At 37.8% G+C, this 18061-nt stretch carries 20 protein-coding genes and 1 other annotated feature; all 20 genes read right to left on the bottom strand.

Features of this window, described 5'->3' with window-relative positions; all coding sequences use genetic code 11:
• Positions 1-62: 62 nt before the first annotated feature.
• Entirely contained in the window at positions 63-488 is a 426-nt protein-coding gene (gene rplK / locus MOC86_RS10385; RefSeq protein WP_019394082.1) for a 50S ribosomal protein L11, read from the bottom strand.
• A 219-nt stretch (positions 489-707) separates the two neighbouring features.
• Positions 708-1244 (bottom strand): transcription termination/antitermination protein NusG, encoded by a 537-nt coding sequence (gene nusG / locus MOC86_RS10380; protein ID WP_019394083.1) that lies wholly within the window; start codon positions 1242-1244, stop codon positions 708-710.
• Between the two features lie 133 nt (positions 1245-1377).
• Entirely contained in the window at positions 1378-1557 is a 180-nt protein-coding gene (gene secE / locus MOC86_RS10375) for a preprotein translocase subunit SecE (protein WP_268584117.1), read from the bottom strand.
• Positions 1558-1595: 38 nt separating this feature from the next.
• Positions 1596-1745 carry a 50S ribosomal protein L33 gene (rpmG, locus tag MOC86_RS10370; protein WP_019394085.1) on the bottom strand — a complete coding sequence of 50 codons (150 nt, stop codon included), beginning with the start codon at positions 1743-1745 and terminating at the stop codon, positions 1596-1598.
• 117 nt (positions 1746-1862) lie between these two features.
• On the bottom strand, positions 1863-2513 hold the full coding sequence (gene sigH / locus MOC86_RS10365; RefSeq protein ID WP_019394086.1) for an RNA polymerase sporulation sigma factor SigH: 651 nt from the start codon (positions 2511-2513) through the stop codon (positions 1863-1865).
• Positions 2514-2617: 104 nt separating this feature from the next.
• Entirely contained in the window at positions 2618-3130 is a 513-nt protein-coding gene (locus MOC86_RS10360) for an NYN domain-containing protein (protein WP_268584116.1), read from the bottom strand.
• 2 nt (positions 3131-3132) lie between these two features.
• Positions 3133-3882 carry a 23S rRNA (guanosine(2251)-2'-O)-methyltransferase RlmB gene (rlmB, locus tag MOC86_RS10355; RefSeq protein ID WP_019394088.1) on the bottom strand — a complete coding sequence of 250 codons (750 nt, stop codon included), beginning with the start codon at positions 3880-3882 and terminating at the stop codon, positions 3133-3135.
• Positions 3875-4291: a Mini-ribonuclease 3 gene (locus MOC86_RS10350; protein ID WP_268584115.1), complete on the bottom strand. Its 417-nt coding sequence runs from the start codon at positions 4289-4291 to the stop codon at positions 3875-3877. The genes rlmB and MOC86_RS10350 overlap by 8 nt, the downstream gene beginning before the upstream one ends.
• Positions 4292-4293: 2 nt before the next feature.
• Positions 4294-5697, bottom strand: a complete 1404-nt coding sequence (gene cysS / locus MOC86_RS10345) for a cysteine--tRNA ligase (protein WP_268584114.1) — start codon at positions 5695-5697, stop codon at positions 4294-4296.
• A complete protein-coding gene (gene cysE / locus MOC86_RS10340; protein WP_019394091.1) occupies positions 5678-6346 on the bottom strand; it encodes a serine O-acetyltransferase in 669 nt (222 codons plus the stop codon). Before cysE ends, cysS begins: the two co-directional genes overlap by 20 nt.
• A gap of 54 nt (positions 6347-6400) precedes the next feature.
• Positions 6401-6624: a binding site (T-box leader), on the bottom strand.
• Positions 6625-6690: 66 nt separating this feature from the next.
• On the bottom strand, positions 6691-8148 hold the full coding sequence (gltX, locus tag MOC86_RS10335; RefSeq protein WP_268584112.1) for a glutamate--tRNA ligase: 1458 nt from the start codon (positions 8146-8148) through the stop codon (positions 6691-6693).
• Between the two features lie 124 nt (positions 8149-8272).
• Positions 8273-8752, bottom strand: a complete 480-nt coding sequence (gene ispF, locus MOC86_RS10330) for a 2-C-methyl-D-erythritol 2,4-cyclodiphosphate synthase (protein WP_268584111.1) — start codon at positions 8750-8752, stop codon at positions 8273-8275.
• Positions 8749-9453 carry a 2-C-methyl-D-erythritol 4-phosphate cytidylyltransferase gene (gene ispD, locus MOC86_RS10325; RefSeq protein ID WP_268584110.1) on the bottom strand — a complete coding sequence of 235 codons (705 nt, stop codon included), beginning with the start codon at positions 9451-9453 and terminating at the stop codon, positions 8749-8751. Before ispD ends, ispF begins: the two co-directional genes overlap by 4 nt.
• Positions 9454-9481: 28 nt before the next feature.
• Positions 9482-10573, bottom strand: coding sequence for a PIN/TRAM domain-containing protein (locus tag MOC86_RS10320; RefSeq protein WP_019394095.1), 1092 nt, complete (start codon positions 10571-10573; stop codon positions 9482-9484).
• 123 nt (positions 10574-10696) lie between these two features.
• Entirely contained in the window at positions 10697-11770 is a 1074-nt protein-coding gene (gene disA / locus MOC86_RS10315; protein WP_243515949.1) for a DNA integrity scanning diadenylate cyclase DisA, read from the bottom strand.
• 8 nt (positions 11771-11778) lie between these two features.
• A complete protein-coding gene (radA, locus tag MOC86_RS10310) occupies positions 11779-13158 on the bottom strand; it encodes a DNA repair protein RadA (protein ID WP_040056365.1) in 1380 nt (459 codons plus the stop codon).
• A gap of 86 nt (positions 13159-13244) precedes the next feature.
• Complete coding sequence (clpC, locus tag MOC86_RS10305; protein ID WP_268584109.1) at positions 13245-15680, bottom strand: ATP-dependent protease ATP-binding subunit ClpC; 2436 nt, start codon at positions 15678-15680, stop codon at positions 13245-13247.
• On the bottom strand, positions 15677-16765 hold the full coding sequence (locus tag MOC86_RS10300) for a protein arginine kinase (protein WP_268584108.1): 1089 nt from the start codon (positions 16763-16765) through the stop codon (positions 15677-15679). The genes clpC and MOC86_RS10300 overlap by 4 nt, the downstream gene beginning before the upstream one ends.
• A 3-nt stretch (positions 16766-16768) precedes the next feature.
• Positions 16769-17308, bottom strand: coding sequence for a UvrB/UvrC motif-containing protein (locus MOC86_RS10295; RefSeq protein WP_040056366.1), 540 nt, complete (start codon positions 17306-17308; stop codon positions 16769-16771).
• Positions 17309-17383: 75 nt separating this feature from the next.
• Positions 17384-17845, bottom strand: a complete 462-nt coding sequence (locus MOC86_RS10290; protein WP_243515955.1) for a CtsR family transcriptional regulator — start codon at positions 17843-17845, stop codon at positions 17384-17386.
• Positions 17846-18061: the final 216 nt, after the last annotated feature.

Raw genomic sequence — 18061 nt, 5'->3', positions numbered from 1 at the left:
GTTGCGAAATGGCAAAACCATACCCGCAACCTTGTCAACTACCAATACGTTTTACATAGGAATTAGTCTTCGATAACGATTCCCATGCTACGAGCAGTACCTTCAACCATACGCATAGCCGCTTCTACGTCTGCTGCGTTAAGGTCTGGCATTTTCGTTTCAGCAATCTCGCGTACTTTATCTCGTTTCACTGTTGCTACTTTGTTACGATTTGGTTCACCAGAACCTGACTCGATACCAGCTGCTTTTTTAAGTAATACTGCAGCAGGAGGAGTCTTCGTAATGAATGTAAATGAACGGTCCTCAAATACCGAAATTTCAACTGGAATGATCAATCCTGCTTGATCTGCTGTACGAGCGTTAAACTCCTTACAGAATCCCATGATGTTTACACCTGCTTGACCCAATGCTGGACCAACTGGTGGAGCTGGGTTTGCTTTGCCCGCAGGAATTTGTAGTTTTACAACTTTCACTACTTTTTTAGCCACGAGACACACCTCCTTAAGTCCGTGATGTGGTAATAGGGGATTAGCCCCTCCCACTCATTCTTCTTTATCTCGTATTAAAAAATATAAAGAATATTTAATGTATAGTCTCAAAAATTGAGACGTACTGACTTATGAAATGTTACCACTGTTTCAACAGAAATGCAAGTTTTTTATGAGGAAATTTCTAGGTCATCGTCTCAGAGCACATTAAATCTCTTTCTATTCAATCTTATCAATCTGGTGGAAATCAAGTTCGACAGGTGTTTCACGACCAAACATGTTAACAAGTACTTTAATTTTCTTTTTATCAAAGTCAATTTCTTCAATTGTTCCTTCAAAGTTTGCAAATGGTCCTTCTTTCACCATAACAACCTCTTTAAGTTCAAAACCAAGATCTACTTTCTCATGCTCCATACCCATTCTTTTCAGAATTACTTCTGATTCTTCCGGTAATAATGGGGTTGGTTTTGATCCTGAACCTGTTGACCCAACGAAACCCGTAACACCAGGTGTATTTCGTACTACGTACCAAGAATCATCTGTCATGACAATTTCTACTAACACATAACCTGGGAATACTTTCTTCTTCGTTACTTTTGTTTTGTTGTTCTTTGTTTCTGTTTCTTCTTCTTCCGGTACGATTACACGGAAGATTTTATCTTGCATGCCCATTGATTCGACACGCTTTTCTAAATTGGCTTTCACTTTGTTTTCATAACCAGAATAGGTATGAACAACGTACCAGTTTTTCTCCATTGCTGAGGACCTCCGTCCTTTCCCTCCCACTCACTCGAAGTGAAACTATTTTAAGACAAATTAAAAAACCCGTCTCCGGGCTTTTCACATAGCTTATCTATTTTGTATTATACCATGTTTATTCATTACTTATTCAAGGAATCAATCGGATTAATGAAGAAATTCCTAGATCTACTACAGCAAAGAACGCTGTCATGACAATTACAGTCGTCACAACTGTAATGGTATAACGAGTTAATTCTTTTTTTGTTGGCCAGCTGACTTTTTTCATTTCGCGTATTACGTCTTTAAAAAAGCTTCCAATTCGTTTCATTAAAACGAAACCTCCAGTTGAAAAGGGGTAGAATCAATCTATTTTGTTTCTAAATGTGCCGTATGGCTGTTACACGTTTTGCAAAACTTCTTAATTTCAAGCCTGTCCCCTGCCGCACTGCTATTTTTCATTGTAGAATAGTTACGACTTCCACAAGCAGAACAAGCCAAAACAGATTTTTTACGCATCTTTATCACCTGTTATCATAATACCCATGGGTATAACATATAATATCCTTAAAAAAGTATCATAATTACACAATAAATGTCAACATGGCATTCTATAAGAATGCCATGTCGACTTTTTTATAAGGTTATCTCTCTTAATTCTAAATATCTCTCTAACTTACGTTTGACGCGCTGTAAGGCATTGTCAATCGATTTTACATGACGATTTAGCTCTTCGGAAATTTCTTGATAAGATTGTCCATCAAGATAAAGGACAAGTACTTTTCTTTCCAAATCACTTAGAAGTTCAGCCATCTTAAGTTCAATATCGTCGAACTTCTCTTGGTTAATAATCAGTTCTTCAGGATTCATAATCTTAGCTCCTGAAATAATATCCATAAGCGTACGGTCTGATTCCTCGTCATAAATAGGCTTGTCCAATGATATATAAGAATTAAGCGGAATATGCTTTTGTCGAGTTGCTGTTTTGATAGCCGTAATGATCTGCCTTGTAATACAGAGCTCAGCAAAAGCTTTAAAAGATGATAGCTTATCTTCCCTAAAATCACGGATGGCTTTGTAAAGTCCAATCATGCCTTCTTGTACAATATCTTCTCTGTCTGCCCCTATTAAAAAATACGATCTTGCTTTTGCTCTTACAAAATTTCGGTATTTGTGAATCAAGTAATCTAATGCTTCGCTATTACCACTGTGAACCAACTCTACAACCAATTCATCTTCTTGACGTTGTAACTGAACGCTTTCTTTTGAACTAAGTTTTAAGCCCACATCGATCCCCCCGAACGCGCAGTAGATAGCAATATTATACAGTAGATACTCTCACTTGACAAACGGAATTGTGTGAAAAAAGAGATATTTTCTAAATTTTTTTACTACTTTTCCCCTCTTCGCCATTTTTCGAACACTTCGGATACTTGATCTGAAAGGGTAATCCGGCTTATTGGTTTTTTTTCTCGAATAATATCGACATTTTTTTTAATTTCCCCTTCAATTTCAATGACTTCATTGCGAAGTTCACGAGCAGATTTTCTTAGAGCCCCTTGGCCAAATATCACCCATTGTTCCGTAAAATCAGATGTCGCAACATGAATCTGTGTTTTGATATTGTTAAGTTCGCTTGCTAACTTTTCAATACATTCATCCGCTGTCTCATTCTCTTTCGTGAAAATCACTTTCACTTTATGTGTATGTCGCTTTTTTTCCAATCCAGGTACCATATGTGCATCAAAAACAACTAGAACTTGGTACCCTGTATATGCACGATACTCCGCTAGCTTCTCGATAAGAATATCTCTTGCACTTTCTAAGTCTTTGTCTCGTAAGCTTCTTAGCTCTGGCCATGCTCCAATAATGTTGTAACCATCAACAAGAAGTATATTCTCCATGTTTAGCTACCTAGTGGATGACGTTTGCGATGAACTTCATACATAAGCAGACTTGCTGCAACCGAAGCATTTAAGGATGTTACATGACCAACCATAGGAAGTTTGATAAGAAAATCACATTTATCTTTGACAAGACGACTCATTCCCTTGCCTTCACTGCCGATAATTAAACAGAGCGGCATTTTCCCATCCATTGTGCGGTAATCTTCTGCTCCTTTAGCATCTGTTCCAAAAAACCAAATTCCGCGATCCTTCAATTCATCAATTGTTCGAGCTAAATTTGTTACACGTGAAACGGGGATATGTTCAATAGCTCCTGTAGAAGCTTTAGCAACTGTTGCTGTTAAGCTTACAGAACGGCGTTTTGGAATAATGATTCCATGTGCGCCAACAGCATCAGCTGTTCTCATAATAGATCCTAAATTATGAGGATCTTCAAGCTCGTCTAATAATAGGAAAAACGGTGTTTCATTCTTCTTCTCTGCTAATGCAAACATGTCATCAATCTCCGCATACTGATATGCAGCAACAAGAGCAACAACTCCTTGATGGTTTGCATCTACTAGCTGATCAATTTTCTTTTTTGGAACAAATTGAACAAGCACCTTCTTTTGTTTAGCTGTATTGATAACTTGTTGCATTTGGCCACGCTGTGAACCTTCTGCAATCCAAATCTTATTAATGTCTCGCTCTGCTTTTAAAGCTTCTAAGACAGGATTTTTACCGGCAATAAATTCTTGATTCTCACTCACCGTTTTCTTCACTCCTTTCAATAATCATAATGGCTTTCTCAACAATTTCAGTTACGCGTTCTTGTTGACTGCCAAGATAAAGATAGCCAAGCACAGCTTCAAATGCTGTGCTATAGCGATACGTTTGTACATCTGTATGCTTTGGAACACTTCCTGATTTAGCATTCCGGCCTCTTCTTAAGACGGCTTGTTCTTCCTCAGTTAAGAATCTTTCATCTAGTAGCTGATGAACAATCTTCGCCTGTGCTCGTGCTGATACATATTCTTTTGCCTGTCTGTGTAGCATATTTGGTCGTACACTGCCTTTCAACAGGAGATGATGACGTATATACTGATCAAATACTGCATCTCCCATATAAGCCAATGCAAGACTGTTTAATTGTTTTACTTCTATTTGGTTGTCTAACATACTTACCCTCTTTTCCAACGTGTGCCTTGTGACGTATCTTCAAGAATGATATTTCGACTCTTTAATTCATCACGAATCTCATCTGCTCGCTGGAAGTTGCGGTCCTTACGTGCTTGAATGCGTTCCTCAAGAAGTTGCTCAATTTCCTCGTCTAAAAGCTCTTCGTCTTTGCCTGCTAGTTCTACTCCTAATACACCAGTGATTGTTTCAAATTCTTTGATAAACGCTTCTAAAACAGCTTCTGATGTATTTTCTTCTGCAAGGTAAAGATTTGCTTGTTTTGATAGCTCAAAGAGAACAGAAATAGCATTTGCTGTATTAAAATCATCATCCATTTCTGTTACAAAAGATTGATGAAGTTCTGCGATTTTATCTTCCCACTGCTTATCTTGAATCGCTAAGTTTGTTGAATGTTCTAATCGATGTTGCACATTTTCATATGCTGTTTGAATTCTTTCAAGTCCTCTTTTTGTATCTTCTAGAAGTTCTTGATTATAATTAATTGGATGGCGATATTGAACAGTTAACATAAAGAAACGAAGTAAAGAAGGCTCAATTTCTTTTAAAATATCGTGCACAAGAACAAAGTTACCAAGCGATTTAGACATTTTCTCGTTATCAATATTAATATACCCATTATGAAGCCAGTACTTTGCAAATTCTTTTCCTGTTGCTGCTTCAGATTGAGCGATTTCGTTCTCATGATGAGGGAATGATAAATCTTGCCCCCCTGCATGAATATCAATTGTGTCTCCTAAGTATTTACGCGCCATTGCTGAGCACTCAATGTGCCAACCAGGACGACCTTTCCCCCATGGACTGTCCCAGCTAATTTCTCCGTCTTTTGCTTCTTTCCAAAGCGTGAAATCTAGTGGATCGTCTTTCTTCTCACCAACTCCAATACGTGCTCCGGAACGCAGTTCATCAATTGATTGATGAGATAGTTTTCCATATCCATCAAACTTACGTGTTTTATAGTAAACATCTCCACCCGCTTCATAAGCAAACCCTTTATCAATTAGCATTTCAATAAATTCAATAATTGTATCCATATTCTCTGTTACACGTGGATGAACATCCGCTTTTTTGCATCCTAATGCTTCCGTATCCTCAAAGTAAGCTTTAATAAAACGCTCAGCAATAGTCGGAACTTCTTCTCCAAGCTCATTTGCTGCTTTGATTAATTTATCATCAACATCTGTAAAGTTAGAAACGTATTGCACGTCATACCCTCTATATTCTAAATAACGGCGAACTGTATCAAACACAATGGCAGGTCTTGCATTTCCAATATGAATATAGTTATACACTGTTGGTCCGCATACGTACATTTTTACTTTGTTTTCTTCAAGTGGAGTAAAAATTTCTTTTTGGCGTGTTAACGTATTATATAACTTGATTGTCATGTTTTTTCTTCCCTTCTTCTTTTAGCTCTTTAACTTCTTGTTGAAGTCTTTTAATTTCTTCTTCTAATTCTTTAAAACGATCCGCTACTGGGTTTGGTAAATCAGAGTGATTTAAATCTTTATTAACTTTTATGCCATCTTGAATAACCGCTCTTCCTGGAATACCTACAACAGTAGAGTTACTTGGAACATCTTTTAGAACAACAGAACCCGCTCCTACCTTTGAATTTTCTTCAATAACGATAGAACCAAGCACTTTTGCTCCTGTTGCAATTAATACATTATCTTTAATTGTTGGATGACGCTTGCCTTTTTCTTTCCCTGTTCCTCCGAGAGTAACGCCTTGGTACACCGTCACATTATCCCCTATTTCACACGTTTCTCCAATAACAACTCCCATACCATGGTCAATAAAGAAACGATGACCAATCCGCGCGCCAGGATGAATTTCAACTCCTGTGAAGAAACGGCTAATTTGAGCAATTATGCGAGCTAAAAAGAACCATCTGCGTCGATGAAAAGCATGGGCAACGCGATGTGCCCATATAGCATGTAAACCTGAATACGTTAAAATCACTTCAATATAACTTCTTGCTGCAGGATCTTGCTCAAAAACAACGTCAATATCTTCTTTCAGTAGCTTTAACACATTTCTCCCCCTCTATGTTTTTCTCTACTAAAAAAGCGTCTCTGTGTCATATGACACAGAGACGCTTCGTTCGCGCGGTTCCACTCTGCTTAGGCTAATAAAGCCTCTGCTCTACTCTAATAACGGAAGAGAATCCGCCTTTGCCTACTCCATAAAATGTTTGGGCAAAGGACTCAAAGGTGCATTTCAAAAACATTAAAACCATAAGTCACTTTCAGCCTTTGGTGACTCTCTCTAATATGGGAATGTTTTTTACTTCTCCTTCTCAACGTTTTAATAATGATATGGTTCACTATATTACAGAATGAATGAGATGTTAACTATTTTGCGCAAAAATTAGTAATTTATTTTACTGCTCCTTCTAAACGAGCAAGTACTGTTTCTTTTCCTAAAAGTGCAATTGCCTGTGGAAGTTCTGGCCCATGAGTTTGACCAGTTGTTGCAACACGGATTGGCATGAATAGCTTTTTGCCTTTATGTCCTGTTGCTTTTTGAACAGCTTTAATCGAACTTTTAATACTTGCTGGCTCAAAATCTTCAAGGCTGTTAATTTCCTGGGCAAAGGCCTGCATTACTTCTGGTACTTGTTCTTCATTTAGCACTTCTTGTGCTTCTTCATCATACTCAATAGATGTTCTAAAGAACAAATCTGTAAGCTCAATAATTTCCGCTCCAAAGCTTAGTTGGTCTTTGTAAAGAGCAATTACATCATATACCCATTGCTTTTCTTGGTCACTCATCTCTTCTTTTACTTTACCTGCTTTAACAAGGTGTGGTAAAGCAAGATTAACAACTTCATCTGTTGAAAGTTCTTTAATGTATTGATTGTTCATCCATTTTAGCTTTTTCATATCGAAAAGAGCCGGTGATTTTGATAAACGACTTGGGTCAAAGATTTCAATAAACTGTTCTTTTGTGAATAGCTCTTCTTCTCCTTCTGGTGACCAACCAAGTAGAGTAATAAAGTTAAATAATGCTTCAGGAAGATAACCAAGGTCTTTGTATTGTTCAATAAATTGGATGATAGACTCATCACGCTTACTCAGTTTACGACGGCTTTCATTAACAATAAGCGTCATATGACCAAATTTTGGTGCTCCCCATCCGAATGCATCATAAATCATAAGTTGCTTTGGTGTATTTGAAATATGATCATCACCGCGAAGAACGTGAGACATTTTCATAAGATGATCATCAATAGCAACCGCATAGTTATATGTTGGAATACCATCTTTTTTCACTATAACAAAGTCACCAATACCATCTGATTCAAATGCAACTTCGCCTTTTACCATGTCATCGAATTTGAATACGCGCCCTTCTGGCACTTTGAAACGAATGCTTGGTTTACGACCTTCTGCCTCTAGCGCTGCACGATCTTCTGCTGTAAGATGACGACATTTATTAGAATAACGAGGTGGCTTGCCTTCCGCAATTTGAGCTTCGCGTTCTGCTTCTAGCTCTTCTTCCGTACAGTAGCAATAATAAGCTTGCTCGTTCTCCATAAGCTGTTTTGTATATTTTGCATAAATGTCATTGCGCTCTGACTGACGATATGGACCATATTCGCCACCAACGTCAATGCTTTCGTCCCATTCAATACCTAACCATTTTAAGTATTGAAGTTGGCTTTCTTCTCCACCTTTAATGTTACGTTTTTGGTCAGTATCTTCAATACGGATAATAAATTTACCGTTGTGTCCTCTTGCAAATAAATAGTTAAAAAGCGCTGTTCTTGCGTTTCCGATATGTAAATGACCTGTTGGACTAGGTGCATAACGTACGCGAACTTCGTTTGACATGAAACTCAACCTCCAGTAATTTACGTATAAATGCAGTATAAAAATTTTTGCTATATGCTTTTAGAAATGATATAGTAATATGCCTATTTTATCACCAAATGCTTATCTTTCAAACTCTGTAAAATTATTTCCCTTGTAAAAGAACTGCTGCCTGTGAAGCAATCCCTTCCTCACGTCCTGTAAACCCTAATTTCTCTGTTGTTGTAGCTTTTACATTGATTTGATCTTTTGTTGCTTTTAATAGCTCAGCAATGCGTGCTCTAATCTCTTCAATATATGGAGCCATTTTCGGTTTCTGAGCAATGATTGTACAATCTAAGTTTCCTAATGTATAACCCTTTTCTTCTACAATTGCCCAAACATGCTGAAGTAATTTAGCTGAATCAGCATTCTTAAATGCTTCATCCGTATCAGGAAAATGCTTACCGATATCTCCTTCTCCAACTGCCCCTAAAATTGCATCTGAGATTGCATGAAGCAATACATCTGCGTCTGAATGCCCAATAAGGCCTTTATCATGTGGAACATTTACTCCACCTATAATAAGAGGACGATCTTCTGCAAATTTATGAACGTCAAATCCTTGTCCAATTCTTATATTCATGTTAGTTTTCTCTCCTTTATCTTCTGTGCTTGTAAAATAGCTTCTGCATAAATTAAATCTTCAGGAGTTGTTAACTTAATATTGTTATAACTTCCTTCAACAATTGTCACGTCTTCTCCTACTGCTTCTACGAGACTAGCATCATCAGTACCTAAGTAGTTCTTTTTTTGAGCTTTTTCATGTGCATATTGAATTAATGACAAAACAAAAGCTTGTGGTGTTTGAATAGCCCACAAGCTTGAGCGCTCTACTGTATCAATGACTTTGCCATTTCTCACTCGCTTCATTGTATCTTTAACAGGGACTGCTAGGACAGCTGCTTTACTCTCACTTGCCTCTTCTACGAGACGATGGACATGCTCTTGCTCAATGAAAGGACGAGCTCCGTCATGAACAAGAACAATTCCCTCTTCGTCTGTTAAGATTTTTAGTCCGTTGTAAACACTATGCTGTCGTTCACTTCCACCCTTAACAATTTCTGATACTTTGCGAATATTGTTCACTTCAATAAGTTCTTTGAAAAGATCTACTTCTTTTTCGTTAACGACGATGATGACTTTTCTACACCATGGGTCTTGTTCAAAAACTTGCAGTGTATGCACAATTACCGGGCGGTCTTGTAGGTTAATAAATTGCTTATTTATCCCTTTTTTCATCCTTTTTCCCTGGCCCGCCGCGGGAATAACTACGTCGTACTTCATCTTTTTTCTCCTCTTCCCTTTGATCCCTTCATAAAGCCTTCTCTAATAGCTTGGGTTTCGCAAAAATCATGCGACCTGCAGAAGTTTGAAGAACACTTGTTACAAGAACATCAATACTCTTTCCGATATAGTTGCGCCCTTCTTCTACAACAATCATTGTACCATCATCTAAATATGCAATACCTTGATTCTGTTCTTTTCCGTCCTTAATCACTAGAACATGCATTTCTTCACCAGGAAGAACAACAGGCTTAACGGCATTTGCTAAATCATTAATATTAAGTACGCTAACTCCTTGAAGTTCACATACTTTGTTTAAGTTAAAATCATTTGTGACAACAACCCCAGAAGTTAGCTTTGCTAATTTCACAAGCTTGCTATCTACTTCTTGAATATCTTCAAAATCGCCCTCATAGATTTCAACCTTAATCGCAAGTTCTTTTTGAATGCGATTTAAAATATCTAACCCACGACGCCCTCTGTTTCTCTTTAATACATCTGATGAATCAGCAATATGCTGAAGTTCTTCTAAAACAAACTGTGGAATGACAACAATTCCCTCTAGAAAACCTGTTTGACAAATGTCAGCAATACGCCCATCTATAATAACACTTGTATCTAAAATCTTGAACGTTTTTTCTTGTGTAGTTGTTTCCTCTTCCACTTGCTTTTTCTTTCCCATGCGAGATGGAATTGAGAACAAATTAACAAGCTCATCTCGTTTCTTAAAGCCAACTTGGAAACCTAGGTAGCCAAGAAGAACAGTGAGGAAAATAGGTAATACAGTACCGACCATTTGCAATTGAATCTTGCCTAAAGGAATGCCCGCTAAGTATGCGAGAATAAGTCCAAAAATAAGTCCTAAACTACCAAATAAAACATCTGTTGCAGGAGCTTTGACTACAGATTCCTCAACCCTTTTAATAAAATTAACAACATAATCGACAGCCCAAAAAGTTACAGCATAAAAAATGATAGCTCCCAATACAGCAAGAACGTATGAGTTTTGTAAAAACGTAACTCCTTCAAGTCCTAACAAGCTTGTTATGTTATCTGCGAAAACAAATCCAAGCGTTCCACCTGTGACAAGAAAGAAGATTTGAATTATACGTTTTAGCATACATTCACCTCCCTTTATCATTATAAACAGTTTAGCTCATTCAAAACCTGCTAGTTAACAAATTCAATTATTTGTAAATAAATTGTCATGTTTCACACAGTTTTCGACAAATACTTTCTTCTTTTATAAATGACGATTATATAGATGCTGTTGTTTCAGAGTTTTTAAACCTTCTTTAATTTTTTTTGCTCTAATTTCTCCAATACCTTCCACTTCATCCAGTCTATCTACAGATGCATCACTAATTCGCTTTAAACCACCAAATTCTTGAATTAAATTTTCAATAATAACACTTGGGAGTCTAGGGATTTTATGGAGCATTCGATAGCCTCTTGGTGCAACTTGATCATCAAGGCTTGTATATAAAGGGTATCCCATTAAACGAAGTAATGTTTGGTCATCAAGAAGCATTGTATTAGATAAATCTTGGAGTTTGTTGACAATCTTATAAGAATCTTTTTCAGGATCATACATATAATCTTGAACAAGCAGAACTACTTCTTCTTGGAAATGGGAAAGAAGTTCATTCATTTGAAGCCTCACAAGTCTTCCTTCAATCCCTAATTCACTTACATAATTTAAAATTTCATGCTTAATCCGTAATACCATCTCAATACGATGAAGGACTTGAATAACGTCTGCATGTGTTACTTGTTCTTCAAATTCTAAAGAACTTAAGCTATCAACAGATTCATCTAGCACTGTTTTATATTTCTCTAGTGTCTCCAACGCTTGGTTTGCTTTTGCTAAAATAACACTAATCTCTCTTAATACATATTGAAGTTGTCCTTTATAAAGAGTAATAACGTTCCTACGCTCAGAAATAGCAATAACAAGATTTCCTGTCTGTTTTGCGGTTCTTTCTGCTGTACGATGGCGCATTCCTGTTTCAGAGGAAGAGATAGAAGGGTCTGGGATAAGCTGCGTGTTGGCATATAAAATCTTATTTCCTGACTCACTTAAGATAATAGCTCCATCCATTTTAGCAAGTTCATAAAGGTGGGCTGGAGAGAAAGAACAGTTGATTGAAAATCCACCATCAACAATTTTTTTTACTTCCTCAGTGTTGCCTAACACAATAAGTCCTCCTGTTTTGGCACGCAGAACGTTTTCAATACCTTCTCTAATCGGTGTCCCAGGAGCAACAAACTGTAGAATTTCAGTCATTTGTTTCTCATTCATTCTTTCCCCATCCATCTTATGTTCTAACCTCCCAACGTATATTTTAGTGCTTCTGATACGGTTTCAACCCCAATAATTTCTATTCCGGCAGGTGCTTCCCATCCTCCGATATTCTTGGCTGGAATAATGGCACGCTGGAACCCAAGTTTTGCTGCTTCCTGAATACGTTGTTCAATCCTTGATACGCGGCGAATTTCACCTGTTAATCCTACTTCACCAATGACAACATCAACAGGATTAGAAACTTGATCTCTAAAGCTTGAAGCAATACTCACAGCAACAGCTAAATCAATAGCAGGTTCATCTAATTTCACACCACCTGCTACTTTTAAATAAGCATCCTGATTTTGGAGCAGTAGACCAACTCGCTTCTCTAATACGGCCATAATAAGCGAAACTCTATTATGATCTACTCCTGTTGCCATTCTCCGTGGATTACCAAAGCTTGTTGGACTAATAAGAGCTTGGAGTTCTACTAATACAGGGCGGGTTCCTTCCATCGAAGCTACAACAACAGACCCCGCTGCACCTTTTGAACGTTCTTCAAGGAAGATTTCAGATGGATTCAGTACTTCTTGAAGACCAGCTTCTTTCATCTCAAATATCCCCATCTCATTTGTAGAACCAAAACGGTTTTTAACCGCACGTAAGATACGATACGTATGATGACGTTCCCCTTCAAAATAAAGAACGGTATCTACCATATGCTCAAGTAAGCGAGGCCCTGCAATGGATCCTTCTTTAGTAACATGACCAACGATAAAAATTGGTATACTATTTGTTTTAGCAACCCTCATTAGTTCACCTGTACATTCACGAACTTGCGAAACGCTTCCAGGAGCAGATGTAATATCTGCATGATAAACCGTCTGAATGGAATCGACTACAACAAAGTCAGGCTTCATTTCATTGATAGCGTCTAAAATCATCTCCAAATTTGTTTCTGCATGAACAAAGAGATGATCTGCTGTAACTCCTAATCGGTCTGCTCTTAGCTTTGTCTGCTTTGTTGATTCCTCTCCTGAAATGTAGAGAACTTTATGTTTTTGATCTGCAAGCTGTGCTGAACATTGCAATAAGAGAGTAGATTTCCCAATCCCAGGATCTCCTCCAATTAAAACAAGGGACCCTTTTACAATTCCTCCACCAAGAACACGGTTTAGCTCAGAGGACTTAGTAAAAATACGCGGTTCCTCAACTGTTTTAATTGTTGTAATAGCTTCTGGTTTTCTTTTTACTGAAGAAGAAACAGCTCCAGAGAACGCTCCTCGTCTTCCTGTTTGAACATGTTCCACTTCTTCTACCATTGTGTTCCATTTCCCACAACCAGGACATTTCCCCATCCATTTGGCAGATTCATATCCACAATCTTGACACATAAATTTTGTCTTTTTCTTTGCCATACTGTGTTCCTTTCTGTCTAAGAAGTAATAATAGCAACTAAGGCATACGTTAACTATCTCCGTATGCCTTAGTGTAAATGTTTATATTATGAACTTGGCTGTGCTGCTTTAACGGTAAATTCACCGTCTTTTACATCAAGCACAACTTTCTGCCCTTTTTGTACATTCCCTTTTAGAAGTTCCTCAGATAAGCGATCTTCTACATGACGCTGAATAGCGCGGCGTAGCGGTCTTGCTCCGTATTCTGGATCAAATCCTTCTTCAGCAATTTTGTTTGCCGCTTCTTCTGTTAGTTCAAGCTCAATATCTTGCTCTTTTAGACGCTTGATAAGTTGGTCTGCCATTAGCGTCACAATATAACGTAAATGATCTTTTTCTAATGAGTGGAAAACAATCATCTCATCAATACGATTTAGGAACTCTGGGCGGAAAGCACGTTTTAATTCATCCATTACTTTGCCTTTCATGTCCTTATAGTTCTCATTTTCATCTTGCACATTGAATCCAACATACTTGTTTCGTTTTAGTGCTTCTGCACCCACATTTGAAGTCATAATAAGAACTGTATTTCTAAAGTCCACTGTACGGCCTTTAGAATCTGTAAGACGTCCATCTTCTAGTACTTGAAGTAAAATATTAAATACATCTGGATGTGCTTTTTCCACTTCATCAAGAAGAACAACTGAATAAGGCTTGCGTCTTACTTTCTCTGTAAGCTGTCCGCCTTCTTCATATCCCACATACCCTGGAGGTGATCCAACTAGACGAGATGTTGAATGTTTCTCCATATATTCTGACATGTCAATTCGAATCATTGCATCTTCCTCACCGAACATTGCTTCTGCTAATGCACGAGCAAGCTCTGTTTTACCAACACCTGTTGGGCCTAGGAAGATGAAAGAACCAATTGGACGTTTTGGATCTTTTAATCCAGCACGAGCACGACGAACTGCTTTTGAAACAGCTTTAACTGCTTCATCTTGCCCAATTACTCGAGAATGTAAGATTTCTTCTAGTTTAAGCAAACGCTCTGTTTCTTCCTGTGCTAGTTTAACAACTGGAATTCCAGTCCAGCTAGATACAACCATTGCAATATCATCAACTGTGACTTCAGAGTTTTCTTGTCCTTGCTTCTCTTTCCACTCTTTTTTCGTTTGTTCAAGCTCTTCGCGAAGACGCTGTTCTGTATCACGTAGAGATGCCGCTGTTTCAAATTCTTGGCTTTGTACAGACGCATCTTTTTCTTTGCGAACTGTTTCAAGTTTAACTTCAAGCTCTTTTAAATTTGGTGGCGTTGTAAATGAACGTAAACGTACTTTTGAACCTGCTTCATCAATCAAATCAATTGCTTTATCTGGTAGGAAACGGTCTGAGATATAACGATCTGAAAGATTAACAGCAGCTTCAATAGCTTCATCAGTAATTGATACACGATGATGCGCTTCATAACGATCACGAAGCCCTTGTAGAATTTGAACAGACTCATCTGCTGTTGGCTCATCAACTTGAATTGGTTGGAAACGACGCTCAAGTGCTGCATCTTTCTCGATATATTTGCGATATTCGTCTAGCGTTGTCGCTCCGATACATTGAAGCTCTCCACGTGCTAGAGAAGGTTTTAAAATATTAGAAGCATCAATGGCACCTTCTGCTCCACCTGCTCCAATTAGTGTATGAAGCTCATCAATGAATAAAATAATGTTTCCAGCTTGACGAATTTCATCCATAACTTTTTTCAAGCGATCCTCAAATTCTCCACGATATTTTGTTCCAGCTACAACTGTTCCCATATCTAACGTCATTACACGCTTATCTCTTAAAATCTCAGGAACTTCATTGTTTACAATTTGTTGTGCTAATCCTTCTGCAATTGCTGTTTTACCAACCCCAGGCTCCCCAATTAACACAGGATTATTTTTCGTACGACGACTTAGTACTTCAATGACACGCTGAATTTCTTTGCTACGGCCAATAACAGGATCAAGACTTCCCTCACGAGCAATAGCTGTTAAATCCCGTGCTAATCCATCTAACGTTGGTGTGTTAGCATTTGGCGTTCCACTTCCTTGGTGATTTGCATTCGCTTCATTGCTACCAAGAAGCTGAAGTACTTGCTGACGAGCTTTATTTAAGCTCACTCCTAGATTATTTAAAACGCGAGCGGCAACACCTTCACCTTCGCGGATAAGACCTAATAAAATGTGCTCTGTTCCTACATAAGAATGACCAAGTTTACGAGCTTCATCCATGGAGAGCTCAATGACTTTTTTAGCTCGAGGTGTATAATGAACAGTTTGAGCTACTTCTTGGCCACGACCAATTAGGGATTCTACTTCTTTTTGAACTTTATCAGTACCTAAGTTAAGTGCAAGTAGGGCTTTTGCCGCAATCCCTTCACCTTCACGAACGATTCCTAGTAGGATATGTTCTGTACCAATATTGTTATGTCCAAGACGAAGTGCTTCCTCTTGGGCTAATGCTAATACTTTCTGAGCGCGCTCTGTAAATCTTCCAAACATCATCCTTCATCACTCTCCATCCGATTTCGATTGTCTTTTTCTAACTGCAGGCGTTCCCTTATTAAAGATGCTCTTCTAATGTCCCGCTGATTTGGACGAAGAGGTCCACCTGCATATTGCTGTAGGAAACCTGGCTGCGTTACAACCATAAGCTCGTTTAGGATGCTTCTCGTAATGCCTTCAATATAGCCAAGATCAATACCGAGTCTAACATCCGATAAACATTGAGCGGCTTCTTTAGTTTCTATTATACGTGCATTGGTTAATACTCCATATGAGCGGTATAAACGATCTTCAAGCTCAATACTTGATGTATGTACAAGGGCTTCCCTTGCTGATCGTTCATGAGCAATAAGCTGTTTTACAACACTTTGTAGATCACTTACAATGTCTTCTTCACTTTTCCCTAAAGTGATCTGATTAGAAACTTGGAATATATTTCCTAAAGCTTGACTTCCTTCCCCATAAATCCCTCGTACAACAAGTCCTAGCTGATTGATAGCTGGTACAATCTTATTAATCTGTTGAGTTAGAACTAAAGCTGGTAAATGTAGCATAACAGATGCACGAAGTCCTGTGCCAACATTAGTTGGGCAACTTGTTAAATAGCCCATTGTCTCATCAAAAGCATAACCAGCTCTTTCTTCTATCCAATCATCTAACTCCATCGCCAAACGAAGAGCATTATCAAGCTGGAACCCCGGGAATAAACATTGTATTCGTAGATGATCTTCTTCATTCAACATAATACTTACTGATTCATTTTGTGATAGAATGCAAGCCCCTTCTTCAGACTGCTCAGCAAGATAGGGACTAATAAGATGTTTTTCTACTAATACTTTCTTTTCAAGAGGCTCTAATTCCTTCATTTCTAACAATTCAAAATCCCATCTCGTAGGACGATTCATAATTTTTTCTTTTACAAAGGTTACAACACTGTCTCCTTCTTTTTGAGCAATTAACGGAAAAACATAGTCTTCAAAGTTACGTGCTAACCGAATTCTTGTGCTTAATACAATGTCAGAATCCGGTCCATCACTGTTCATCCATGGACTGATGGCCTGATTTAAGAAATGATGTAATGACATTGATTAAGACTCTCCTCTCTTTTGATCTAGCTGACGATTCAGTTCCCTAATTTCATCACGTAATTTTGCAGCCTCTTCAAACTCCTCTGCTTCTACGTATTGTTTTAACTTCGCTTTTAAATTTTCCAATTCCTTTTTTAATTGAATATTTTCGCCTGCTCTCTGTGGAATCTTTCCACGATGAAGAGAATTTCCCCCTTGCAAACGTTTTAGAAAAGGGGTTAATTTTTGTTGAAATGCTTGGTAGCAATGAGCACAACCAAAACGTCCAACCTTAGCAAACTGTTTATATGTCATTTTACAATGAGGACAGTGTAATGGAGCTTGTTGAAATGATTTTTCAGCTTCTTTAAAAGCAGAATCAAAGTTTAACAACCCTGCAAGCAAATCATTCATAGAAAAGTTTTCATGATCTGAGAGCATAAACAAGTCTCCTCGCTCTTTTGCGCACTTTTCGCAAAGGTGAATCTTCTGCTGTTGTCCATTTGATACTTCAGTAAAATGAATAGCAGCTTCTCTCATATGACATTGTTGACAAATCAATCCTTACTCACCTCACACTTCTTGTCACTTTGTAAAAATACATTAACCTATCTCTAATCTTATTAACATATTTTCTTATCGATGCTGTAAAGCTAGCAGCATAGCTTTTAACATTCTAGCACGAAGCTGATCACGATGATGAGGATCAACATTAAGAACAGAATTATCAATAACGCTTAACATGACTTTTGCCTCTCTCTTTGTGATGAACTCCTCTTCAACTAGGCGAATAATCAAACTTTCGGCAGTTGATTGAGATACTCGTTCATTTACCATTGCGAGTACTTGATTAAAAAGATCTAAGTAGTCATTAGATTGTACCTTGATAATTCTAATAAAGCCTCCACCACCACGTTTACTTTCCACTACATACCCGCGTTCAACGGTAAAGCGTGTGTTGATTACGTAGTTAATTTGGGAAGGGACACATTGAAACTTATGAGCAATTTCACTACGTTTAATTTCTACAATATCTTGGTCACTCACATCTAGAACTTCTTTTAGATACTGTTCAATAATGTCAGAAATATTTCGCACCCTTTCCCCTCCTGACTTTGACTATATTTGACTTTTATAATAATAGTAATGCTTTTTATGTAAAATTGCAATAAAATCGAACGCAAGGTACTACTTCTATAGTTTCCACTTTTCATTACTTCAAAACGTTCTTTATAACAATTATTGTATAGAATGCAAAAAAGGCTGATCTATAATAGATCAGCCTTTTTGTATGGTGCCTGGCAACGTCCTACT

The sequence above is a fragment of the Priestia endophytica genome, assembly GCF_026790145.1.
GTDB lineage: Bacteria > Bacillota > Bacilli > Bacillales > Bacillaceae_H > Bacillus_I > Bacillus_I endophytica_A.
The sequence above is the reverse complement of the archived record's forward strand: the minus strand, read 5'-3'. Positions and strand labels throughout refer to the sequence as shown.